The sequence below is a fragment of the Arsenicicoccus cauae genome (assembly GCF_009707125.1).
Taxonomy (GTDB): Bacteria; Actinomycetota; Actinomycetes; order Actinomycetales; family Dermatophilaceae; genus Arsenicicoccus; species Arsenicicoccus cauae.
Window position 1 is genome coordinate 1 of record NZ_WLVL01000056.1, and the last position, 22,912, is coordinate 22,912.

Here is a 22,912-nt window from a genome sequence, read left to right on the forward strand (position 1 = left end):
GATAGAGTTACGGCGGTCATAGCGTCAGGGAAACGCCCGGTCCCATTCCGAACCCGGAAGCTAAGCCTGACAGCGCCGATGGTACTGCACTGGAGACGGTGTGGGAGAGTAGGACGCCGCCGGACAAACATTGTGGGGAAGCCCCGGACCATCAGGTCCGGGGCTTTTCTGCGTTCTGTGGGGTTGTCGCCTAGGGTGGGCTGCATGCCGTTGAACTACCAGATCGCGGAGCGCACCCTGACCAACGGGCTGCGCGTCATCGTCAACGAGGACAGGTCCATCACGACGGTGACGGTCAACCTGTGGGTGGGGGTCGGGTCCCGCCATGAAGTGGCCGGCCGGACCGGGTTCGCGCACCTCTTCGAGCATCTGATGTTCCAGGGTTCGGAGAACGTCGCCTCGGGTGAGCACTTCTCGGAGCTGATGGCCCGGGGGGGCCGGCTCAACGCGACCACGTGGTTCGACCGCACGAACTACTTCGAGACCGTGCCTCGCGGGGCCTACGAGCTCGCCCTGTGGCTCGAGGCGGACCGTCATGGCCGGCTCCTGCCCGCCGTGACCCAGGCCAACCTCGACAACCAGCGTGACGTGGTCAAGGAGGAGAAGCGCCAGCGGTACGACAATCAGCCGTACGGATTCGCCCTGCCCGACATGTACGCCCTGGTGTTCCCCGAGGGCCACCCCTACCACCACCCCACCATCGGCTCCATGGAGGACCTGGACCGGGCGAGCCTCCAGGACGTGCACGCGTTCTTCGAGCGTTACTACGGGCCCAACAACACCACCCTCACCCTGGTGGGTGACCTCACGGCCGAGGAGGGGTTCGCTGCGGCCGAGACCTACTTCGGTCAGCTGCCGCCGAGCGCGGCGGCCGGTCGCGCGCCCGTGCCTGCGTTGCCCCCGCTCTCGCACCCACTGCGGTTCGAGCGTCGGTCGGACGTCCCGAGCGACCGTCTGTTCGTCGCCTTCCGCCTGCCGGTCGACGACACCGACGAGTTCTACGCCGCCTCGGCCGCCCTGGACGCCCTCGCAGGCATGGCTTCGTCTCGGACCTATCGACGACTGGTGCGGCGGGAGCAGCTGGCCAACAGCGTGCAGGGGATGGCCTGGGGCCTGGTCGACGGGGTCTCGCTGGGGTTCGTCTCCGTGGACGTCGCGGACGGCGTCGACCCGGACGCCGCGGAGGACGTCCTGTGCGAGGAGCTGGAGCGGTTCGCTGAGGAGGGGCCGACCGACGTCGAGATGGAGGCGGTGATGGCGCAGAGCGAACGAGCCTGGCTGCACGCCCTCGCGGCCGCGGACGAACGGGCTGACATCATCTGCGGCCACGCTGCCCTGCACGGGGACGCCCAGCACGCCAACACCTTCCTGGACCGTTTGTCGACGATCACATCCGACCAGGTGCGGGCCGCGGCTGCGGCATACCTGCAGCCGGCCAACCGGGCCGTCGTGGCCTACCTCAAGACCGAGACCGGCGAAGGAGACCCGGCATGACCGTCACCCCGACCCCCGCCCGTCCCGAGGTGGCGCCGCCGGGCCCGTGGTCCTTCCCGGAGCCCACGACCACCCGGCTGGCGAACGGCCTCACGCTCCAGACCTTCCACACCCCGGGGCAGTACGTCGCGTCCGTCCGCCTGGCCGTCCCGGTCGTGCCGGCGCAGGAGGCGCGCGAGCTCGAGGGGATCCTGGCGTTGATGTCCCGGACCTTCGACGAGGGCACCGAGGACCACTCGGCGGAGGAGTTCGCCGAGCTCCTGGAGCGGGCCGGGGTCGCCCTGGGCTCCTCCACCAGCGAGTTCGGCCTCATGCTCGACCTGGACGTCCCCGTCAGGCGGCTCGACCGTGGCCTGGAGCTGCTCGCCGAGTGCGTCCAGCGACCCGCCTATCCCGACGACGAGGTCGACCGTGCCCGCCGCAAGCGACTGGCCGACATCGAGCAGGAGAACGCCGACCCACGTAGCAGGGCCGTGCGCGAGTTCGCCGCCACGTTCTACACCCCGGGCTCGCGCGCGTCGCGCCCGTCGGGTGGCAGCCCTGAGACCGTGCGCTCCATCACCGCTCCCGCGGTGCGCGACTTCCATCGCCGCCACGTCGGGCCGACCGGCACCGTCATGGTCGTTGCAGGTGACCTGTCCTCCCTGGGGGCCGAGCCAGCGCGGGCGCTGCACGACCTGGTGGAGGGCGCCTTCGGCGCGTGGCGTCCGCAGCCGGTGGCGCCGACCGGGGCCCAGGCCCCCGCGCGCAGGGAGGATGCCGGCCGCATCGTCGTCGTCGACCGACCCGGGTCCGTGCAGTCGGAGCTCTACATCGGCTGCCTCGGCCCTGACAGGCGGAACGGGTGGGGTGCCTACCCTGTGCTGAGCTTCCTCGTCGGCGGTGCGCCACAGGCCCGGGTCGACGCGGTGCTGCGCGAGGACAAGGGCTACACCTACGGGTTGCGGACCGCCTTCGTGCCGCGCGCCGATGGCGGGTTGTTCGTCGCCAGCGGCTCCGTGCGGGCGGACGTGACGGGGGAGTCCGTCGGACTGCTCCTGGACATCCTGGAGAAGGCCCGCGAGGGCTTCACCCCGGCGGAGGTGCGTGCCGGGGTCGACTTCGTCAGCCAGACCGCTCCTGCGCGGTACGCGACCGCGGACGCCGTCGCGGACGAGGCGGCCGGGCTCGCCCTAGAGAAGCTGCCGCCCCGGTGGGTGACGGAGATGTTCGACGAGACGAGGTCGCTCACGAGGGAGGCCCTGGCCGAGGCCTACGCCCGGGCCGACGTGGGGCGATGGACGATCGTCGTCGTCGGTGACGCCGACCAGGTCGCCGACCAGGTGCGGGTGCTCGGTCGTGGGGACGTCGAGGTGCGTCGGCGGAGCAGCTGAGGCGCGGGCCCCTGTGTCGGTCGGCTGGCGCGGGCGAGGCCAAGGACGTGGCTCCCCGCCCGCGCTGGGTAGTGCAGGAGTCGACGGGCGAGGCCGTCGCTCCCGCGACACGGTGGAGGCGTTGGCTGCGTCAGCCGAGCCGGCCGAGGACCTCGTCGTGCAGGAGGCCGTTGGTGGCGACGGCGTTGCCGCCCCAGGGGGCCGGTGACCCGTCGAGCGAGGTCATGCGCCCGCCTGCCTCCGTGACGATCGGGACGAGCGCCGCCATGTCGTGCACCGCCAGCTCCGGCTCGGCCGCGAGGTCGCAGGCGCCCTCGGCGACGAGCATGTAGGACCAGAAGTCGCCGAATCCCCGGGTGCGCCAGCAGTCGTCCATCAGGGCCAGGAACTGGTCGCGGCGGCCGATGTCGCGCCATCCGCCGAGCGACGCGTAGGACAACGACGCGTCGCTGATGGAGGAGACGCCGGAGACCTGGATCCGCTTGGCCGAGTAGAGGTTTCGGCCGGTGTAGGCGCCTGATCCGGCCGCGGCCCACCAGCGGCGGTTGAGGGCCGGCGCGGACACGAGACCGACGACGGGCTGGTCGCCGTCGACCAGCCCGATGAGGGTGGCCCAGACGGGCAGACCCCGGACATAGTTCTTGGTTCCGTCGATGGGGTCGATGATCCAGCGCCGTGAGCCGTGCCCGGTGGTGCCGAACTCCTCGCCCTGGACCGCGTCGCGGGGCCGGGTGCGCTTGAGCTGTCCGCGGATGAGCTCCTCGGCGTCCCGGTCGGCGTCGGTGACCGGGGTCAGGTCGGGCTTGGTGTCGATCCGCAGGTCGTCCGCCTTGAACCTGGTCATCGTCACGCGCTCGACCGAGTCAGCCAGCACGTGGGCGAGTCGGACGTCGTCGTCGTAGGAGGGGCTCACCCGCCCAAACTACCCGCACGGCGAACCCCCGACGCGGCGGGCGCGCGGGGCGAGGGTGGTGGGCCGCCCGAGCGACGGCGGCGGCGCCTAGGATGCCGACGCCGACGCCGACGGCGGGTGCGCCGTCGTGCTGCGGCGGTGCCTGCGCACGGTCAGCCAGAGACGGTGGCACAGCACCAGCGCGAGGACCCACGCCAGCCCGAGCAGCCACCCGGTCACGACATCCGTCAGCCAGTGGTGACCGAGGAGCACCCTGGACAGACCCATCGCCACGACCCAGCAGCAGGCCAGGACCACGGCGACGATCCGCGTGCGTCGGCGGCGCAGGCGCGTGAGGAGCAGATAGGTGAGGACCCCGACGACGATGGTGGTGTTGAGGGTGTGGCCGCTCGGGAAGCTGGGGGAGGTCTCGAACGGGGGGACGGCATCGACGAGCGGCGGCCGGACACGGCCGATCAGCTGCTTGCCCACCACCGTCATGGCGAGCGAGCCCGCGGCGGCGAGGGTCGTGAGGACGGCGGGGGACCACGAGCGCCACGCCCAGCTCGCCAGGACGACGAGGGCCAGCGAGAGGATCGGCATACCGACCGGACCACCGATGTCCGTGAAGGCCGTCAGCGCGTGGGCCAGGGTCGGGGTGCGGTGCTGGACGGCGAGATCGAGGACGGGGTGGTCGAGAGCCGCCACCCCGTCGCCCTCGACCACGGCCTCGTAGGTCTCGGTCGCCGCTGCCGTGAGCCCGACGATCCCCACGAAGCACGCCAGCACCGTGGCGACCAGCAGCCAGGTGGCCGCCGTCCAGCTCGAGGTCCGCGTCACGACGCGGGCGAGGGCGCGGCCGGCGGGGGTGCGCCACTGGGTCAGGTCTCGCTCGCCGATGGTCTCCTCGACGGGACGTCGCTGCTGGTCCATCCGGAGAGTCTGCGCCGTGGGGAGGCCCGGCCCCGGTGCGACGCGCTGAGCAGGCGATGTCGCCGCACGGCATCCCTGCTGGCGCACCGGGGCGAGCAGGATCGCTGGGCCCGCTGCGCGAGATGTCGACGAGCATGTTGCGGCAGGGTCGGGAGGCGCGTCGCCGGAGCCGGGTGATGCCGCGCAAGAAAAGGCTAGGCGTCCTCGCTCGCGGAGCGAGCCCGCAGCAGACGGCGCAGGCTGTCCAGCCGAGCGGCACCCGCGGGACCCGCCCGACCCGAGTCGACCCAGGCGTCGAGCCCGCACTCCTCCTCGTCGTGCGTACACCCTCGGGGGCAGTCGGCCGTGCCCGGCTCGAGGTCCGGGAAGTGGGCGACGATCCCGTCCAGCCGGACGTGGGCGAGACCGAAGCTGCGGACACCCGGGGTGTCGACGACCCAGCCCGACGCGTCCGGGAGCCGGAGCGCGATGGCGGACGTGCTCGTGTGCCTCCCGCGGCCCGTGACGTCGTTGACGTGCCCGGTCGCCCGCATCGCGTCCGGCACCAGGAGGTTGACCAGCGTCGACTTGCCGACGCCGCTGTGGCCGACCAGGACGCTGACGTGGCCGGTGAGGGCGTCCCGCAGCTCGTCGAGCCCGGACGTGTGCGCCAGCACGTCCTCGACCGTGGCACCGGCCGGCACGTCGGTGTCCGAAGGCGTGGACGTGGCGATGCACCGTGCCCCCAGCGGCGCGTAGGCCTCGATCAACGGGGTGGGGTCGACCAGGTCGGCCTTGGTCAGCACGAGGATCGGCTCGAGGCCCGCGTCATAGGCCGCCACGAGGCAGCGGTCGATCATGCGTGGGCGAGGCTCCGGGTTGGCCAGCGCGGTGACGACCACGAGCTGGTCGACGTTGGCGACGATGACCCGCTCGACCGGGTCCGTGTCGTCGGCCGTGCGCCGCAGCACCGAGCGCCGCTCGTGCTGACGGACGATCCGGGCGAGGTGGTCGGGCCCACCCTGCAGGTCTCCGACGAGCCCGACGCGGTCCCCGACGACGATGCCCTTGCGGCCGAGCTCGCGGGCCTTCATCGCGGTGACGACGCGCTCCGAGGACGTGCCCTCGCCGACGAGGGTGGTGTAGCGGCCGCGGTCGACGGCGGTGACGAGGGCCTCCACCGCGTCCTCGTGCGCCGGGCGGTCCTTGGTGCGGGGCCGTGACCCGCGGCGGTTGGGGCGGACGCGGACGTCGCTCTCGTCATACGACCGTCGGGTCACCGGCGCCCCCCACGAGGGGTGGCCCCCGCACGGGCCGGGCGCTCGGTGGAGGCCACGTCACCCGACAGGAAGGAGGTCCACCGCCGGGTGAAGTCCGGCAGGGTCTTGGCCGTGGTGGCGACGTCTTCGATGACGACCCCGGGCACCCGCAGCCCCAGGACGGCGGCCGCCATGGCCATCCGGTGGTCCGCGTAGGTGTGGAACAGTCCGGCGTGCAGCGGGCGCGGGCGGATCACGAGCCCGTCGTCGGTCTCGTCCACGTCACCGCCCAGCCGGTTGATCTCGGTCGCGAGCGCCGCGATGCGGTCCGTCTCGTGCCGGCGGATGTGCCCGACGCCGCGGATCCACGTGGGGGACTCGGCGAGGGCGGCCAGCGCCGCGACGACGGGCGTGAGCTCGCTCGCGTCGTGCAGGTCCACGTCGATGCCGTGCAGCCCACGACCGGTGACGGTCAGACCGGCACGATCCAGCTGGACCTCGGCCCCAATCTGCGCGAGGACGTCACGGATGCGGTCGCCCGCCTGCGTGGTCACCGCCGGCCAGGCCGGCACGTGCACGACGCCGCGCGTCACGAGGGCCGCAGCCAGGAAGACGGCGGCGTTGGACAGGTCCGGCTCGACCGTGACGTCGAGGGCGTTGATCTCGCTGGGCTCGACGCGCCAGGTGTCGGGCTCGGCGTCGTCGACGACGACGCCGGCGTCCCGCAGCGTCTCCACGGTCATCTGGATGTGGGGCAGGCTTGGCAGGGGCTTGCCGACGTGGTGGATCGTCACCCCCTCCTCGAAGCGCGCACCGGACAGCAGCAGCGCCGAGATGAACTGGCTGCTGCCCGAGGCGTCCACCGTCACCGTCCCGCCGCGCAGACCACCGCGCCCGTCGATCGTGAACGGCATCGCCCCCCGCCCACCGTCGTCGATCGAGGCGCCAAGGGCGCGGAGGGCGTCGAGGACGGGCCCGACGGGCCGGGTGCGGGCATGCAGGTCACCGTCGAACACGACCGGGCCGTCGGCGAGCGTGGCGAGCGGCGGCAGGAAGCGCATGATCGTCCCGGCGAGACCGCAGTCGATCGTCGCCGGTCCCCGCGGCGGCGCCGGCTCGACGATCCAGTCATGGCAGCCGGCGTCCTCGCCCTCGTGGTCCCGCACCACGACACCGAGGTCCCGCAGCGCCTGGGCCATCAGGAGGGTGTCGCGCGAGCGCAGCGGTCGCCGGATCCGCGAGGTGTCGTTGGCGAGTGCAGCCAGCACGAGGAACCGGTTGGTGATCGACTTGCTGCCCGGCAGGGCGGCCGTGGCGTCGACCGGGGCGGCCAGCGTCGGGGCCGGCCAGTCGGCCGGCCCAGCAGGGTGGGCGGGGAGAGGCGTGTGACCGACCGGATGGTCGGGGTCCGCGAGAGTCAACGGGACTCCGTTCGCTGGGGTGCAGGTGCTGCCGCCCAGCGTAGTCAATGGCGCCTACGCTGTCGGCATGTGCGGACGGTACGCAGCTAGCAAGGACATGGCGGAGCTGGTCGAGGTCCTGGAGGTCGACGAGGACCGGACCGCCGAGCCCGTGCGCACGATCGCAGCGCTGGAGCGTGGGCAGGGGGGTGGGCCCGCGGCCGACTACAACGTGGCCCCCACCAAGGCCGCTCCCGTCGTGCTCACGAGACGGCCCAAGGGTGAGCCCGAGCAGCAGCCCAGCCGCCAGCTGCGGCTGCTGACCTGGGGACTCGTCCCGTCCTGGGCCAAGGACCTCAAGGTCGGCACGCGGATGATCAACGCGCGCGCCGAGACGCTGCTGGACAAGCCGGCCTATGCGCGGGCTGCCGCGGCTCGCCGGTGCCTGGTGCCGGCGGACGGCTACTACGAGTGGCAGCGATCGCCCTCCCTGATGGACGGCAGGGGCAAGCCGAGCAAGCAGCCCTTCTACATCCACCGCGCCGACGGAGAGCCCCTGGTCATGGCCGGGCTCTACGAGTTCTGGCGCGACCGGTCCCTGCCCGACGACCACCCGGACGCCTGGCTCGCGACCTACTGCGTGATCACCACACACGCCGACCCCGACCTGGCCACCATCCACGACCGCCAGCCGCTGATCCTCGAGCCGGAGCACTGGGCGGGCTGGCTCGACCCGGACGCGACCTCGCCCGAGCACGTCCAGCCGTACCTCGACCTGTCCCTGCCCGGTCGCTTCGACGCGTACGCCGTGAGCACCGCGGTCAACAGCACCCGCAACAACGGCCCGCGCCTGCTCGACCCCGCGCCGGCCGACCAGCTGGCGGGCGTGGTCGACCCGGGCACCGGCGAAGTGCTCTGACCCCCGGTGGCGCCGGGCCTGCGGCATACGGGAATGCCACCCGCCAGGGGACCGTTGACCCTGGTGCCCGTCCCGATGTAGGAGTCGCCCCGTGCTCGTCACCCCTGTCCTGCCGACTGCCGACCATCCGGCGCTGGACATGCACCCCCAGGTGGGGTCCCCCGGACTAGGCTTGGCCCCGATGACTGAGATCGACGTGGCCACCGAGAGCCCGACCGACCGGCAGGCCCGCTTCGAGGCGGACGCCCTGCCATTCCTGGACCAGCTCTACAGCGCGTCCCTGCGGATGACGCGCAACCCCTCCGACGCCGAGGACCTGGTCCAGGAGACCTTCGCCAAGGCCTACGCCGCGTTCCACCAGTACAAGCCCGGGACCAATCTCAAGGCCTGGCTGTACCGCATCATGACGAACGCCTACATCAACACCTACCGCAAGAAGCAGCGTGAGCCCCAGCAGTCCGACGCCTCGGACATCGAGGACTACCAGCTCGCGAGAGCCGGGTCGCACTCCTCCATGGGCAACCGCAGCGCCGAGATGGAGGCGCTCGACCACCTGCCGGACAGCGACGTCAAGCGCGCTCTGCAGGAGATCCCGGAGGACTTCCGCCTGGCGGTCTACCTCGCGGACGTGGAGGGCTTCGCCTACAAGGAGATCGCGGAGATCATGGGCACGCCCATCGGCACCGTGATGTCCCGCTTGCACCGCGGGCGCCGCCAGCTGCGGGACCTGCTCACCGACTATGCCGTCGAGCGTGGGTTCGCCGCGCCCGCCCAGCAGACGCAGCAGGACGGGGGTGCGAAGTGATGGGTGAGCACATGGACTGCTCGAACTTCATGGAGCACGTCTTCGAGTACCTCGACGGCGAGATGACCGAGAGCGACTGCGAGATCTTCGCCCGTCACCTGCAGGAGTGTCCGCCCTGCCTCGACGAGTACCAGCGCGACCAGGCCCTCAAGGCCCTGATCCGGCGATCCTGCGGCTGCGAGGAAGCACCCGTCCAGCTGCGCACCCAGATCATCGCCAGCTTCACCAGCATCACCGTGGAGTACGGTCGGTAGGAGCCTCACTCCCGACCCCAGGAACGAGGGCTGCCCCGCCACCGGGTGCGGCCCTCGACCCATGTCGGGGGTAGGTGCCGTCCTGGCGGGCCGGTACGGCGTCCCAGTGGCAGAGGTCGACGACACGAGGGAAGGCATGACGAAGGCCCCCGTCCCGCATGTGCGGGGTGGGGGCCTGTCGCTGCCGCGGCCCGGTCTCAGGCGTTGGGCTTGCGGCCGTGGTTGGCGCCGTTCTTCTTGCGGGCACGACGCTTGCGAGCGCGCTTGCTCATGAGGACTCCTCGTGTCGGACGGGTCGGACGTCGCCGGTAAGGGCGCCGGTCCGCTGGCCCGGGACGGGCCTCAACGTCCCATTGTCGCACAGGGCGGCGGCCCAGCAGAAACGCCGGCGCGGGCGGCATACGGGCTCGGGTCCCCGAGCAGGCTGACGGCCCCGCGCGGGGGGGTGCGGGGCCGTCAGGACTGGGGAGGGCGAGCGGGGCTCAGCCCTTCTTGGTCTCGGCGAAGATCGCGGCGATCTCGTCGATCTTGGCGAGCAGCTCGTCGGCCTTGGCGACGTCCCACTCACCCTTGGTGCCCGAGGCCCCGGCCAGCTTGGTGGCCTCGTTCACGAGGGTGTGCAGCTGCGGGAACTTCTCGAAGTGCGGCGGCTTGAAGTAGTCGGTCCACAGCACCCACAGGTGCTCCTTGACCAGCTGGGAGCGCTGCTCCTTGATGATCGTCGCGCGGACCTTGAAGTCGGGGTCGTCGTTGTCCGCGACCTTCTCGATGATGGCCTTGACGGACTGGGCCTCGATGCGGGCCTGGGCGGGGTCGTAGACACCGCACGGGAGGTCGCAGTGGGCGTGGACCTCGACCGGGGCGAACGTGAACATCGCAAGTTCCTTTCGCGGAAGATTCGAAGCGTGACCGGACGTCACGTAGATGCCTAACCTAACCCGACGGGGGAGGCCAGGGCGATCCTGCACCTGTCTTGCAACAAGTCGCGTCGCTACGGCCGGGCGGCCTACGGCGCCGCTCGCAGCAGGGTCACGAGCCGGAGGGGCGGGTGAAGCGAGGCAGGCGGAGCAGCGGGGTGGGGACCCGCTTGAGCACCAGACCCTCGATGTCGTCGTCGCCCAGGGCGCCCACGTGCCAGGAGTCGACGCCCTCACGCGGGTTGTCCCGCTCGACCCACCAGCCCTCGCGGGTCTTGGGATCGCGGCCGGTCACGCGCTTGACCGACAACGGGCGCGGTCCGCTGTCGCCGTCGGGGAGCCGCACCACCGCGAGCCGACCGATCCGGGGACGGGCACCGAACGCCACCAGCAACCAGTCGCCCTCGTGCAGCGTCGGCTCCATCGAGCGACCGCGCACGACTGCGAAGCCGAGGTGCTTGCGGGGCATGGGACCTACCTTCGGGCGGGGGACGGGCCGGCGACCAGCCTACGCTCGCGAGAGCCGTGATCCCGGCCACGAACGCGTCACCGCGCCCGGCCCGCCGGCTGCGGCCACGACCCCGGTGCCATAGGCTCGACGACATGCTCGCCGTGTATGCCGCCCGCCAGTCCGCCGACGACCCGCTGTCCGGGCTCGAGGTGGGGGAGCAGCCGGATCCCCGGCCCCAGCAGGGGTGGACGACCGTGACGCTGCGAACCTCCGGCCTCAACCACCACGACCTCTGGTCGCTCAAGGGGGTCGGCCTGGCGTCGGAACGCCTGCCCATGATCCTGGGGTGCGACGGTGCCGGCACCACCGAGGACGGGCGCGAGGTCATCGTCCACGCCGTCGTCGCCTCGCCGGGGTGGCTCGGGGACGAGACCCTGGACCCGCGCCGGACGTTGCTGTCGGAGCTGCACCCCGGCACGATGGCCGAGCGCGTGGCGGTGCCCGAGCGCAACGTGGTGCCCAAGCCGGCCGGGATGTCCTGGGAGCACGCCGCCTGCCTGTCCACCGCCTGGCTCACGGCCTACCGGATGCTGTTCACCAACGCCGCGGTCCAACCCGGGGCCACCGTGCTCGTGCAGGGTGCGGGGGGCGGGGTCGCCACCGCGCTCGTGCAGCTGGGAGCGGCTGCGGGGCTGCGGGTCTGGGCCACCTCGCGGGACGAGGGCAAGCGCGCCAGGGCGCTCGAGCTCGGTGCGGCCGAGACCTTCGAGTCGGGAGCACGGCTGCCCGAGCGCGTCGACGCCGTCCTCGACACCGTGGGGGCGGCCGTGTGGCGGCACTCCGTCAAGTCGCTGGTGCCGGGCGGCACGCTCGTGACGGCGGGCGCCACGTCCGGGGACCCTTCGCGGACGGAGCTCGCCGACATCTTCTTTCGCCAGCTGCGGGTGGTCGGGTCGACCATGGGCAACCGAGCCGAGCTCGAGCGGCTCGCGAGTTTCGTGGCCGAGCGAGGCATCGAGCCAGCGATCGACTCGACCCACGCGTTGTCGCAGGCGCGTGCGGGCTTCGAGCGGCTGGCCGGCGAGGAGCTCTTCGGGAAGGTCGTGCTGACCCACTGAGGCCGACGGGCGTGGGCCGCCCGGGAGAACCCCTCGGGCGGCCCACGCGCGCAGCTCGTCAGGTCGAGCGGACGGTCACTTCGCGAGGGTGCCGATCCGGAACGAGGCCAGGCGCTTCTGGGGCAGGTCCGCGCCCTGGTGCTGGCCGGTGAACTGAGCGGTGCCGTCCTGCCCGCACAGGCCCTTGATGCGCTCGGGCCCACCAGGGTGCTGGCCGATCCACGAGGTCACGTCGTAGACCTGGTCGTTGATGACGGTCCAGCAGGACGTCTCGTTGTCGTGGTCGTTGACGACGGCCATGGTGTAGGTCTTGCCGGCGTCCGAGGTGCCGGTCGACGTCCCCGTGGCGGTGGAGGTGGCGGAGTCGGACGAGGTGGTGCCGGAGGCGGAGCCGGCGCTGCTCGCGGCGGACGAGGTCGCGCCAGCCGAGGTGGTCGCGGACTGGGTGGTCTCGGTGGTCGACGCGCCGCAGGCCGAGACGGTGGCGGCGAGGGCGAGGCCGATCGCGACCGGGAGGCCTACGCGGGCGGAGCGGGTCATCGTGGATCCTTCCGGGGCGGGAGACGGGGTGCCGCCCACCAACCTACGACCCGGTCCCGGGCGGCTCGGGGAGGCGCGGCGTCAGGCGGGCGCCCGGCTCAGCGCGCCAGGCGCATCCAGGCGTCCCAGCCGCCGTGGAGGACCAACCAGGCGATGAGACCGTAGCCGGCCTGTCCCGGGTGGAAGCCGTCGCCGGTGGCGGCCAGGTCGGCGGTCCACTGGTCGTGCCCCTGCAGGGGTCGGAAGCAGTCGACGAACGGGACGCCCCGCCGGGCGCACACATCGGCCTGGGCCTCGGTGACGATCTCGAGGGTGGCGTTGAACGTCGGGTCGTTGGTGGGGGTCGAGCCCACCACGAAGGCCGCGATGCCCTGAGCCTGCGCGTCGTCGAGGATGTTGGCCAGGTTGAGGCGTGACCGGGCGGTCGTGATGCCGCTCAGCACGTCGTGGTGACCGGCGCTGATGACCAGGCGGCGCTCGCCGCGCCCCCGCCACCGCGGGGGGCACTCCGTGCGCCACCGGGCGAGCACGTCGGCCGAGGAGTCGCCGCGGATCCCGAGGTTGTAGGCAGACAGCTGCACGTCGGGGTGCTGGGTCCGTGACACCACCCGGGACACCCAGCCCAAGCCCTTGGGGTCGCCGTAGCCGGCGACGAAGGAGTCGCCGATGAAGACCAGGCCCACGTCTCGCGGTCCGTGGTCGCCGTCGACCGGCGCCACCTGGGACGGGGACGGGTTGTAGGTCTGCTGGTCGCGGAACACCACGTGTGGATCCTTGTCTGTCGGTCCTGGGGCTCGCACGGAGCCGGGGAAGGACGGCGGCCGGTCAGTCGTCGTCCTCGTCGAGCCGGGCGAGCCACGTCGCCAGCCGCTCCACCGGGACCTCGAACTCCGGGAAGACGTCGACGAAGGTGCGCAGCTGCTCGGCGAGCCAGTCGAACGTGATCTCCTCGTCACCCCTGCGGTGCTGGAGCTCCTCGATGCCACGGTCCGTGAAGTACACGGTGACATTGTGCCCCATCGCGAGGAGGCGGCCGGTGCGGCATACCGGGCCGGACGACGGACGGGGCCCGTCACCCAGGTGACGGGCCCCGCCGGGGCGAACCGCAGGTCAGCGCGCGAAGGCGCGCTCCACGAGGTCGGCCTGCTCGACCGCGTGAGCCTTGGACGACCCCGTGGACGGGGCGGCCGAGGCAGGACGGCTGACCAGCCGGAAGCGACGCGTCTCGCCGTTCTGCTCCAGCAGCTCGGGGCCGGTGAGCGCGACGTAGGGCCAGGTGCCCTGGTTGGCCGGCTCGTCCTGCACCCACACGACCTCGGCGTCGGGGTAGGTGGAGAGGGCCTGGGCCATCTCCTTGGCCGGGAACGGCGCGATGCGCTCCACCGTCATGATCGCCGTCGATGTGTCGCCGGACTTCTGCCGGTGAGCGTCCAGCTCGTAGTAGATCTTGCCCGAGCACAGCAGCACGCGGTCGACCTTGGTCGCGTCGATCCCGGTCCGGTCGCCCATGACGGGCTCGAAGGTGCCGTGGGTGAAGTCCTCCGGGCTGCTCGCCGCCGCCTTGAGGCGCAGCATCGACTTGGGCGTAGCCACGATGAGCGGACGCCGCGGTCGCGCGTACGCCTGGCGGCGCAGCAGGTGGAAGTAGGACGCCGGCGTGCTGGGGAAGGCCACCGTCATGTTGTCCTGCGCGCACAGCTGAAGGTAACGCTCGATGCGGGCCGACGAGTGGTCCGGTCCCTGTCCCTCGTAGCCGTGCGGGAGCAGGAGGACCACCGAGGAGCGCTGGCCCCACTTCTGCTCCGAGGACGAGATGAACTCGTCGACGATGCTCTGCGCCCCGTTGGCGAAGTCACCGAACTGCGCCTCCCACAGGACGAGGGCGTCCGGGCGCTCCACGGAGTAGCCGTACTCGAAGCCCATGGCCGCGAACTCGCTCAGCAGGGAGTCGTAGACCCAGAACCTGGCCTGCCCCTTGCCGAGATAGAGCAGCGGGGTCCACTCCTCCGCGGACGACTTGTCGATCAGGACCGAGTGCCGCTGGACGAAGGTGCCGCGACGGGAGTCCTGTCCCGACAGGCGGACCGGTGTGCCCTCCATCAGCAGCGACCCGAAGGCGATGAGCTCGGCCGTGCCCCAGTCGATCCCACCGTTGGCGACGGAGTCGGCGCGCTTCTCCAGCATCTGGCGCAGCTTGGGGTGGACCGTGAAGCCCTCGGGGGTCGCGACGAACGCCTTGCCGATGTGCATCAGCGTGTCGTGCGAGATGGCGGTGTCGACGAACTTGGCCGGCGCCTTGTCGTCGGCCTCCTGCGCCTCGGGCCGCTCGAGGCCGGACGGGCCGCTGTCCTGTCCGGACCGCGCGGCCTTGATGGCCTCACGCGTCTCCACGAACACCCGCTCCAGCTGCTGCTGGTAGTCCTGCAGGGCGTCCTCGGCCTGCTCGACCGTGATGTCGCCACGGCCGATCAGCGCCTCGGTGTAGAGCTTGCGCACGCTGCGCTTGGCCTCGATGAGGTTGTACATCAGCGGCTGGGTCATCGACGGGTCGTCACCCTCGTTGTGACCGCGCCGGCGGTAGCAGACGAGGTCGATGACGACGTCCTTGGCGAAGGTCTGGCGGAACTCGTAGGCGAGCTCGGCCACCCGCACGCAGGCCTCCGGGTCGTCGCCGTTGACGTGGAAGATCGGCGCCTGGATCATCCGGGCCACGTCGGTGGAGTAGACCGACGAGCGGGAGCTGGACGGGGCGGTGGTGAAGCCGACCTGGTTGTTGACGACGATGTGGATCGTGCCGCCCGTGCGGTAGCCCCGCAGCTGGGACAGGTGCAGGGTCTCCGCGACCACGCCCTGCCCGGCGAACGCGGCGTCGCCGTGCATCAGGATCGGCAGGACCGTGAAGGCCTCACCACCGTGACCGAGCCGGTCCTGCTTGGCCCGCACGATGCCCTCGAGCACCGGGTTGACGGCCTCGAGGTGGGACGGGTTGGCGGCGAGGTAGACCTTGGTCTGCTCGCCCTCCTCCGAGGTGAACGTGCCCTCGGTGCCCAGGTGGTACTTGACGTCGCCCGAGCCCTGGACGGTGGAGGGGTCCTGCACGCCCTCGAACTCGCGGAAGATCTGGCCGTAGCTCTTGCCGGCGATGTTGGCCAGCACGTTGAGGCGGCCGCGGTGCGGCATACCGATGCACACCTCGTCCATCGCGTCTGAGGCCGCCCGGGAGAGGATCCGGTCGAGGACCGCGATCGTGGACTCGCCGCCCTCCAGCGAGAAGCGCTTCTGGCCGACGAACTTCGTCTGCAGGAAGGTCTCGAAGGCCTCGGCGGCGTTGAGCCGTCGCAGCACCCGCAGCTGCTCCTCGGCGCTCTGCCGGACGTGGTGCGCCTCGACGCGCTCCTGGATCCACTCGCGCTGCTCGGGATCTTGCATGTGCATGTACTCCACGCCGACGGTCCGGCAGTAGGAGTCGCGCAGGGTCCCCAGGATGTCGCGCAGGTGCATCAGCGGCTTCCCGCCGAACCCGCCGGTCGCGAACTCGCGCTCGAGGTCCCACAAGGTCAGGCCGTGCTGCTCGATGTCGAGGTCGGGGTGACGGCGCTGCCGATACTCCAGCGGGTCGATGTCGGCCATCAGGTGACCCCGCACGCGGTAGGCGTGGATCAGCTGCTGGACGCGGGCCGTCTTGTTGATCTCGTCCTCGTGCCCCACCGAGATGTCCTGCACCCAGCGGACCGGCTCGTAGGGGATGCGCAGCGACGCGAAGATCTCGTCGTAGAAGTCGTGCTTGCCGAGGAGCAGCTCGTGGATGATCTTGAGGAACTCTCCGGACCCGGCGCCCTGGATGATGCGGTGGTCGTAGGTGCTGGTCAGCGTCAGGATCTTGCTGACCGCGTGCCGGTTGAGCGTCTCCTGCGCCGCACCCTGCCACTCCGCGGGGTACTCCAGCGAGCCCACACCGATGATCGCGCCCTGGCCCTGCATGAGGCGGGGGGTGGAGGAGTTCGTGCCGATGCCGCCCGGGTTGGTCAGCGAGATCGTCGTGCCCACGAAGTCGTCCACCGACAGCTTGCCGCCACGTGCCTTGCGGACGAGCTCCTCGTAGGCCGTCCAGAAGTGCACGAAGTCCATCTGCTCGGCCGACTTGATGCTCGGCACCACGAGGGACCTGGTCCCGTCGGGCTTGGGCAGGTCGATGGCGATGCCGAGGTTGACGTGAGCCGGCTTGACCAGCGTGGGCTTGCCGTCCCGCTCGGCGAAGGAGTTGTTCATATCCGGCATCGAGGCCAGGGCCTTGACGAGGGCGAAGCCGATGATGTGGGTGAACGAGACCTTGCCGCCGCGGCTCCGCCGCAGGTGGTTGTTGATGACGATGCGGTTGTCGATGAGGGCCTTGGCCGGCACCGCCCGCAGGCTCGTCGCGGTCGGGACCTCGAGCGACGTCGCCATGTTGGCGACCACGCGGGCGGCCGGGCCCTTGAGCGGGACGACCTGCTCCTGGGCCTGGGGGCCGGTGTCCTTGACGGCGGGGATGTCGCGGGGCGTCGGCTGGGCCTGCTTGTCGCCCGGCTTCGTGTCCTTGCCGTCCTTGGTCGCCGACCTCGCCTCCTTGACGGGCGCCTTCTGCGACGCGCTCGCCGGTGGCTCCTGAGAGGCCTTCGCCGTTGCCTTCGGCCGTGACCCGGCCTTGGCCTCGGCGGCGTCGGCAGGTGCCTCGCCGGACGCGGTCTCAGGCGCGGAGCCAGACGCGGGGCGCTGGGCCGGGCGGCCCGTGGCCGCACCTGGATCGAGCGTCTGCGACGATGCCGCGTCGGCGCCCCGACCGCCGCCGCCAGTCCCCCCACCGGCCGCCGCCTTGTCGGAGGACTGCCCCGCCGTGGGGGTGTAGTCCTGGAAGAACGACCACCACGCCTTGTCCACGCTCTGCTTGTCCTGCTTGTACTGCTCGTACAGCTCGTCGACGAGCCATTGGTTGGCTCCGAAGGTGGCTGAGGAGCTCGGGCCGCTAGGGGGCGTTGTCACGGCGGTACTCGCCTCTTTCTGGATCGCGTCTACTCTGACCGGCACCTTGATCGGCCTTCACCCTATCTTGCACCCCGCGGCCCTGCCCGGCCGTCGCCGACGAGGGTCTGTCTCACCCCGACCGTAGGATGACCGCACTATGACCGAATGGCTCCTGCTGCTGGCCGCGGTGGCGCTCACCGCCGCAGCGGCGGTGTTCGTGGCGGCCGAGTTCTCCCTCGTCGCGCTCGACCGGCCCACCGTCCAGCGCGCCGTCGACGCCGGGGACGCGGGGGCGCAGCCCGTCCTCGTGGCCCTGCGCAGCCTGTCCACGCAGCTCTCCGCCGCCCAGGTCGGCATCACGCTGACCACCCTGCTCACCGGTTACCTCGCCGAGCCGGCCATCGGCGGACTGGTGAGTGGACCGCTGGCCGCCCTCGGCGTGCCGCAGGCGGCCGTCGCGCCGGTCTCGACGACGATCGCCATGGTGGTCGCCACCGTCGGCTCCATGATCGCCGGTGAGCTGGTGCCGCAGTTCCTCGGCATCTCAGCCCCCCTGGGCACGGCCAAGGTCGTCGCCGGCCCGGTCCGCGCCTTCGGGCTGGTGGCCAAGCCGCTCATCGTCGTCCTCAACGGATCGGCCAACGCCTTCCTGCGCAGGGTCGGGATCGAGCCGCAGGAGGAGCTGTCGGCCGCCCGCACCCCCCAGGAGCTGTCCTCCCTCGTCCGCCGGTCGGCCGAGGCGGGCACCCTGGACCTGGACACCGCCCTGCTGCTGACCAGATCGCTCGGCTTCGGCGAGCGGACCGCCGACGACGTCATGACACCCCGGGTGCGCTGCGACACGGTCGGGCGTACCGCCAGCGCAGCCGACGTGCTCACCCTCGCGCGTCGCACCGGCCACTCGCGGTTCCCCGTGATCGGGGAGGACCTCGACGACGTCGACGGCGTCGTCCACGTCAAGAAGGCACTGGCCGTGCCCCACGAACGACGCCAGGACGTGCCTGTCTCCGCGCTGATGGTCGACGCCCTCCACGTCCCCGAGACGATCCGCCTCGACCCGCTCCTGCTCCTGCTGCGCCGCACGAGCTTCCAGCTCGCGATCGTGGTCGACGAGTACGGCGGGACCTCGGGCGTGGTGACCCTGGAGGACGTCATCGAGGAGATCGTGGGGGAGGTCGCCGACGAGCACGACCGCCGTGGCCCCCAGGCGCGCGAGCGCCGGGACGGGACCTGGACCGTCCCCGGCCTGTGGCGCACCGACGAGGTGCGGGACCGGGTCGGTGCGGACATCCCCGAGGCCGCCACCTACGAGACGCTGGGCGGTTTCGTCATGGCGAGGCTCGGACGGATCGCCAGGGTCGGCGACGAGGTCGCGATCGACGGCTGGCAGATCACGGTCGAGGGCATGGACGGGCACCGCGTCGACCGGCTCCGGCTGGTCGCGGACGACCGGGGCTCGGATCCGCTCGACGACGGCGGCGGGGGGCGAGGGGGCGGGCCGGACGGCATACCGTCGGCCGCCCAGGAGGGGCCGGGCTCCGTCGGCCAGGCGGGGGCAAGACGATGAACACCGCAACCGCTCTGTGGATCTCCCTGCTGCTCCTGCTCGGCAACGCGTTCTTCGTCGGCGCGGAGTTCGCCCTGATGGCGGCGCGCCGGTCGCAGCTCGAGCCACTGGCCGAGGGCGGGTCGACGTCCGCTCGGCGCTGCCTCGACGCCCTGGAGCAGGTGGCCTCGCTGCTGGTGTGCGCCCAGCTGGGGATCACCGTGTGCTCCCTGGGCCTGGGCGCGTTGGCCGAGGTCGCCCTGCACCACGTGTTCGAAGGGTGGCTCGAGGCCGCTCACCTGTCGACCGCCGTGGCGACCCCGCTCGCCCTGGTGCTCGCCCTGCTCCTGGTGGCCTACCTCCACGTGGTGGTGGGGGAGATGATCCCCAAGAACCTCGCCATCGCCGGTCCGGAGCGCTCCGCGCTCGTCCTGGTGCCGGCTCTCCTGGCCATCACGCGGGTCCTGCGACCGATCATCCTGGTCATGGAGCGGGTCGCCAAGGCCGTCGTCCGGGCCACTGGCATCGACCCCAAGGACGAGCTCGCCTCGGCCTACACCGCGCAAGAGGTCGGTGACATCGTCGCCGAGAGCCACCGGGAGGGGTTGCTCGAGGCCGAGCAGCACGGGCTGGTCCAGGGCGCGCTGGAGTTCAGCGGCCGCCTCGCGGGAGAGGCGGCGGTCCCCCTCGGGGAGGTCGTCTCGCTGCCCGAGACGTCGACCCCGCAGGACCTCGAGCGGCTCGTGGCCAAGCACGGCTTCTCGCGCTACCTCGTGCGCGATCCCGAGGGGGACATCGTGGGGTACCTCCACCTCAAGGACGTCCTGTACGCCCGCGACGAGGACTTCGCCGACCCCATCCCCGCGAAGCGCATCCGGCGGCTCGCGACCGTGCGCGCCGACGACGAGGTGGAGGACGTCCTCGCCACCATGCAGCTGACCGGGCGGCACCTCGCGCAGGTCCTCGACGACGACGACCAGGTCACGGGCGTCATCTTTCTCGAGGACGTCCTGGAGGAGCTGGTCGGCGAGGTCAGCGACCAGTCCCAGAGGGCCGTCGAGCGGGTCGCGAGGACGAGGGCGGCCCTGCCGGCGGCAGGCACAGACGGGGGCACCGGGGCCTGAGGCCCCGACGTCCGTCGAGGAGAGTCCACCGGTGACCGGGCCGGCTCGGGCCGCTCAGGTGGGTTCGGCGAAGGTGATGGCAGCCCCGCCCGCCGAGCGCCTCCACGTCACGGCGAGGCCCTCCGAGACGACCGCCACCTCCAGCCTGGCCAGGCTCCGCCCCAGCTCGAGGTCGTCGGGGCAGTCCAGCCTCCCCACCACCACGTCGTCCTGGAGCCTGAGGTCGACCGGGGACACCCACGGGCAGCCCAGGAGGGCGAGCCGCAGCGCGCGACCCGCTCGTTCGGCCATGCCGTCCAGCGAGGCCGGCGTGATCCCCACGGTTGCCGCCGTCGCCGAGCCGGGGGGTGCCCCGAGAGCCGAACGAAGAGCCTCCACGTGCCCGAGCGCGAACCAGTCACCCGCGCCCGCACGCACCAGCGACCGCGCTCCCGGCAGGTCCCACGCTCCGGGGGCCACCACCAGGTGGTCCAGGCCCCGGAGCAGGGCAGCACCCACCCCGTCGGTCTTGCCCTTGACGAGGTCCGCCGCCGCGGCGACCTCGTCGACCAGCGCCCGACTGGTGACGGACAGGGGACGACCGTCGTGGTCGAGGTCGCCGCGCAGGTCGTCGGCAGGCAGGATCCCCGACAGGCCCAGGGCGAGGTCGGTCTGCCCCAGGCGCCACGGGCGCCCCGCGGTGTCGGTGACCACGACACCCACCCGAGTCAGGCCCGGCTGCTGCGCGAGGAGCGACTCGCGCAGCCGGCTCGCCGCCTGGTCGGGGTCCGCGGGCAGGGAGAGGAGGCCGCCCCCTGGGCCCGTGTTGGAGGCGTCGACGCCCGCGGCCGCCATCACGGGTCCGGCGACGCTCTCCACGACCCGCGTCACCCCGTCCGGCGTGGCACGCTCCGCGACGACCCGCCGGGTGCCGGACCGGACGAGCGCGTCCTTGCCGGCACGGTCGCCGTGCCACGGCGTGCGCAGCCCCAGCGACTTGGACACCAGCTTGCTCGACACGGCCAGCACGTCCCCGTCGACGATCCGGGTGCCTGCGGCGTCAGCGGCCGTGAGCAGCGCTGCGGCGAGGTCGGTGCCGGTCACGACCTCCGGCATACCGGGCAAGCCCGTGATGGTCACGGCCGGTGCGGACGGTGTCGACGCGGCTGGCCGGCCGCGCTCGGGCTCGTTCACGCGCGCTGCAGCCGTCGCCCGAGGTCCAGGGCCGCCCCGGCGATCACGGTGGCGGTGGGGACGTCGCTCATCATCAGGGGCCGATGCTCGACCACGAGGCCCCGATGGCGGCGCAGCAGGTCGGATGCGCCCTCGTCCGCGTCGTCCACCAGCCAGCCGTCGAGGAAGTCGGCATACAGCCCGGCCACCGCGTCGGCGGTGGTGGGCAGCCCGAGCGCGGCCAGGCATGCGTCCGCGTGCCCGCGCACCGGTCGTCCACCGATGACGGGGGACACACCCACCACGGGGGCTCGCGTGCCGCGCAGCGCGTCCCGCACTCCGGGGACCGTGAGGATGATGCCGATCGACACGACGGGGTTGGACGGGGGAAGGATGACCAGGTCGGCGGTGCGGATCGCCTCGAGGACGCCGGGCGCGGGGCGAGCCCGATCCATCCCGGCGACGACGAAACGCTCGGCCGGCAGGGCGGCCTGGTGCCTGACCCACCACTCCTGGAAGTGCATCGCGCGTTGGCCCCCCTCGGCATCCTGGTCCTCGACCACGACGTGCGTCTCGACCGGGTCGTCCGTCATGGGGAGCAGGCGCACCCCCTGGCGGGGGAGGCCCCATCGGTCACCGAGCCGCGAGGTCACCTCCGAGAGGCTCAGCCCCTGGCCGAGCCACCGGGTGCGGGCGACGTGGGTGGCGATGTCGCGGTCGCCCATCCCGAACCACTGGGGCTCGACGCCGTACGCCGCGAGCTCCTCCTGGACGACGTGCGTCTCACCGTCCCGACCCCAGCCCTGGCCCTCGTGGATGCCGCCGCCGAGGGTGTACATGACCGTGTCGAGGTCCGGGCAGACGCGCAGCCCGTACAGCGTGATGTCGTCACCCGTGTTGCCGATGACCGTGATCTCCGGTCGAGCAGGGTCCTGCCCCGGCTCGTGGGGCTCGGCGGGGAGGGCGTCGTCGAGGTGGCGCACGAGGCCGCGGAGGAACCGCGCCCCGCCGACACCTCCGGCAAGGGTGGTGATCCGCATGACAAGATTCTTTCATACACTCTTTCGGCGTAACACCCTCGTCGCTCCTCGCAACCCGGTGCGCATTCCGCCACGCCGCTGTGACATGCGACAACGTGGGTATTTGACAACGGGTCGTGCGGCTGCTGCCTGCGCAAGACGTGCGTCTGACGGGGTGCATCTACCATTCAGCCGCTTGACGGCGGGCATATGACACGCATGTAATTTCATCGTTGCATTCACCCGCAGTGATCAGTCCACGACTGAGCATGGCTACTGGGTGTGACTATTCATTACCTTAGGCATCCTGGTCGTGCGGATGACGAGGGGGACGCGACGAGTCGAGGAGGGGCCGTGCAAGAACTTCAGCTGGTGCCAGTGCTGGACGCCGCCGACGACAGCGAGCTGTCCTGGCAGGAGCGCGCTCTGTGCGCCCAGACCGACCCCGAGGCGTTCTTCCCCGAGAAGGGCGGCTCCACCCGCGAGGCCAAGAAGGTCTGCACCGGCTGCGAGGTGCGCGCAGAGTGCCTCGAGTACGCCTTGGCCCACGACGAGCGCTTCGGCATCTGGGGCGGACTGTCCGAGCGAGAGCGACGCAAGCTGAAGAAGCGCGCCGTCTGACCAAGGACGGCACTCGCGCCGTCGAGGTCCACCCGCTGCACCCACCCGCCCTGTCCACGTCCGGAGGCCCGGTGCCCGCTCCCACCCCTCGGCGTCCCGGCACCGCTTCCCTTCC

22 protein-coding genes and 1 rRNA gene are annotated in these 22,912 nt (G+C 71.8%); 10 read left to right on the forward strand and 13 right to left on the reverse strand.

Going from position 1 to position 22,912, the window contains the following annotated elements:
* The first annotated feature begins 8 nt into the window (after positions 1-8).
* The 3 genes from rrf to GGG17_RS15130 all read left to right on the forward strand — a co-directional run bounded on the left by rrf (position 9) and on the right by GGG17_RS15130 (position 2,867).
* Positions 9-125 (forward strand): 5S ribosomal RNA (rrf, locus tag GGG17_RS15120).
* Positions 126-204: 79 nt separating this feature from the next.
* Positions 205-1,494 carry a M16 family metallopeptidase gene (locus GGG17_RS15125; protein WP_154594532.1) on the forward strand — a complete coding sequence of 430 codons (1,290 nt, stop codon included), beginning with the start codon at positions 205-207 and terminating at the stop codon, positions 1,492-1,494.
* Positions 1,491-2,867 carry a M16 family metallopeptidase gene (locus tag GGG17_RS15130; RefSeq protein WP_154594533.1) on the forward strand — a complete coding sequence of 459 codons (1,377 nt, stop codon included), beginning with the start codon at positions 1,491-1,493 and terminating at the stop codon, positions 2,865-2,867. The genes GGG17_RS15125 and GGG17_RS15130 overlap by 4 nt, the downstream gene beginning before the upstream one ends.
* A 130-nt stretch (positions 2,868-2,997) precedes the next feature.
* Here GGG17_RS15130 and hisN read toward each other — a convergent pair whose 3' ends face one another.
* From hisN to aroA, 4 genes are all read right to left on the reverse strand, one after another.
* The gene (gene hisN / locus GGG17_RS15135) at positions 2,998-3,780 is read right to left on the reverse strand and encodes a histidinol-phosphatase (RefSeq protein ID WP_288797680.1); all 783 of its coding nucleotides are present in this window, start codon (positions 3,778-3,780) and stop codon (positions 2,998-3,000) included.
* A gap of 87 nt (positions 3,781-3,867) precedes the next feature.
* Positions 3,868-4,692 carry a phosphatase PAP2 family protein gene (locus GGG17_RS15140; RefSeq protein ID WP_154594534.1) on the reverse strand — a complete coding sequence of 275 codons (825 nt, stop codon included), beginning with the start codon at positions 4,690-4,692 and terminating at the stop codon, positions 3,868-3,870.
* Between the two features lie 194 nt (positions 4,693-4,886).
* Complete coding sequence (gene rsgA, locus GGG17_RS15145; RefSeq protein ID WP_288797679.1) at positions 4,887-5,951, reverse strand: ribosome small subunit-dependent GTPase A; 1,065 nt, start codon at positions 5,949-5,951, stop codon at positions 4,887-4,889.
* Positions 5,948-7,351 (reverse strand): 3-phosphoshikimate 1-carboxyvinyltransferase, encoded by a 1,404-nt coding sequence (gene aroA, locus GGG17_RS15150; protein ID WP_154594535.1) that lies wholly within the window; start codon positions 7,349-7,351, stop codon positions 5,948-5,950. The genes rsgA and aroA overlap by 4 nt, the downstream gene beginning before the upstream one ends.
* A gap of 67 nt (positions 7,352-7,418) precedes the next feature.
* Between aroA and GGG17_RS15155 the strand changes: the two genes are divergently transcribed.
* From GGG17_RS15155 to rsrA, 3 genes are all read left to right on the forward strand, one after another.
* Positions 7,419-8,249 carry an SOS response-associated peptidase gene (locus GGG17_RS15155; protein ID WP_154594536.1) on the forward strand — a complete coding sequence of 277 codons (831 nt, stop codon included), beginning with the start codon at positions 7,419-7,421 and terminating at the stop codon, positions 8,247-8,249.
* Positions 8,250-8,388: 139 nt separating this feature from the next.
* Positions 8,389-9,054 (forward strand): sigma-70 family RNA polymerase sigma factor, encoded by a 666-nt coding sequence (locus GGG17_RS15160; protein ID WP_154594582.1) that lies wholly within the window; start codon positions 8,389-8,391, stop codon positions 9,052-9,054.
* Between the two features lie 11 nt (positions 9,055-9,065).
* Positions 9,066-9,308, forward strand: a complete 243-nt coding sequence (rsrA, locus tag GGG17_RS15165; RefSeq protein WP_230083071.1) for a mycothiol system anti-sigma-R factor — start codon at positions 9,066-9,068, stop codon at positions 9,306-9,308.
* Positions 9,309-9,505: 197 nt separating this feature from the next.
* Here the strand turns inward: rsrA and GGG17_RS17400 are convergent, their stop codons facing one another.
* The 3 genes from GGG17_RS17400 to GGG17_RS15175 form a co-directional block, all read right to left on the reverse strand.
* Positions 9,506-9,580, reverse strand: a complete 75-nt coding sequence (locus tag GGG17_RS17400; RefSeq protein WP_372490264.1) for a 50S ribosomal protein bL37 — start codon at positions 9,578-9,580, stop codon at positions 9,506-9,508.
* A gap of 210 nt (positions 9,581-9,790) precedes the next feature.
* Positions 9,791-10,183, reverse strand: coding sequence for a superoxide dismutase, Ni (sodN, locus tag GGG17_RS15170; protein ID WP_154594538.1), 393 nt, complete (start codon positions 10,181-10,183; stop codon positions 9,791-9,793).
* A 154-nt stretch (positions 10,184-10,337) separates the two neighbouring features.
* Positions 10,338-10,694, reverse strand: a complete 357-nt coding sequence (locus GGG17_RS15175; protein WP_154594539.1) for a S26 family signal peptidase — start codon at positions 10,692-10,694, stop codon at positions 10,338-10,340.
* 134 nt (positions 10,695-10,828) lie between these two features.
* Between GGG17_RS15175 and GGG17_RS15180 the strand changes: the two genes are divergently transcribed.
* Positions 10,829-11,794, forward strand: a complete 966-nt coding sequence (locus GGG17_RS15180) for a zinc-binding dehydrogenase (RefSeq protein WP_154594540.1) — start codon at positions 10,829-10,831, stop codon at positions 11,792-11,794.
* A 75-nt stretch (positions 11,795-11,869) separates the two neighbouring features.
* Here the strand turns inward: GGG17_RS15180 and GGG17_RS16725 are convergent, their stop codons facing one another.
* From GGG17_RS16725 to GGG17_RS15200, 4 genes are all read right to left on the reverse strand, one after another.
* Positions 11,870-12,334 carry a cytochrome b5 domain-containing protein gene (locus GGG17_RS16725; RefSeq protein ID WP_230083072.1) on the reverse strand — a complete coding sequence of 155 codons (465 nt, stop codon included), beginning with the start codon at positions 12,332-12,334 and terminating at the stop codon, positions 11,870-11,872.
* A 98-nt stretch (positions 12,335-12,432) separates the two neighbouring features.
* Positions 12,433-13,095, reverse strand: a complete 663-nt coding sequence (locus tag GGG17_RS15190) for a GDSL-type esterase/lipase family protein (RefSeq protein WP_375804531.1) — start codon at positions 13,093-13,095, stop codon at positions 12,433-12,435.
* Between the two features lie 64 nt (positions 13,096-13,159).
* Complete coding sequence (locus GGG17_RS15195) at positions 13,160-13,336, reverse strand: DUF6104 family protein (RefSeq protein ID WP_288797674.1); 177 nt, start codon at positions 13,334-13,336, stop codon at positions 13,160-13,162.
* Between the two features lie 108 nt (positions 13,337-13,444).
* Positions 13,445-17,353, reverse strand: a complete 3,909-nt coding sequence (locus GGG17_RS15200; protein ID WP_311966740.1) for a multifunctional oxoglutarate decarboxylase/oxoglutarate dehydrogenase thiamine pyrophosphate-binding subunit/dihydrolipoyllysine-residue succinyltransferase subunit — start codon at positions 17,351-17,353, stop codon at positions 13,445-13,447.
* Positions 17,354-17,492: 139 nt separating this feature from the next.
* Here GGG17_RS15200 and GGG17_RS15205 point away from each other — a divergent pair, with 139 nt between their 5' ends.
* Positions 17,493-18,902 (forward strand): hemolysin family protein, encoded by a 1,410-nt coding sequence (locus GGG17_RS15205; RefSeq protein ID WP_154594542.1) that lies wholly within the window; start codon positions 17,493-17,495, stop codon positions 18,900-18,902.
* A complete protein-coding gene (locus tag GGG17_RS15210; RefSeq protein ID WP_154594543.1) occupies positions 18,899-20,005 on the forward strand; it encodes a hemolysin family protein in 1,107 nt (368 codons plus the stop codon). Before GGG17_RS15205 ends, GGG17_RS15210 begins: the two co-directional genes overlap by 4 nt.
* A 54-nt stretch (positions 20,006-20,059) precedes the next feature.
* On the opposite strand, the gene GGG17_RS15215 is transcribed toward GGG17_RS15210, so the two are convergent.
* Together GGG17_RS15215 and cofD are read right to left on the reverse strand one after the other, a co-directional pair.
* The gene (locus GGG17_RS15215) at positions 20,060-21,124 is read right to left on the reverse strand and encodes a coenzyme F420-0:L-glutamate ligase (RefSeq protein WP_311966741.1); all 1,065 of its coding nucleotides are present in this window, start codon (positions 21,122-21,124) and stop codon (positions 20,060-20,062) included.
* A 50-nt stretch (positions 21,125-21,174) separates the two neighbouring features.
* On the reverse strand, positions 21,175-22,197 hold the full coding sequence (cofD, locus tag GGG17_RS15220; RefSeq protein ID WP_154594544.1) for a 2-phospho-L-lactate transferase: 1,023 nt from the start codon (positions 22,195-22,197) through the stop codon (positions 21,175-21,177).
* Positions 22,198-22,530: 333 nt separating this feature from the next.
* Here cofD and GGG17_RS16085 point away from each other — a divergent pair, with 333 nt between their 5' ends.
* Positions 22,531-22,797, forward strand: coding sequence for a WhiB family transcriptional regulator (locus tag GGG17_RS16085; protein WP_288797670.1), 267 nt, complete (start codon positions 22,531-22,533; stop codon positions 22,795-22,797).
* Positions 22,798-22,912 lie beyond the last annotated feature (115 nt).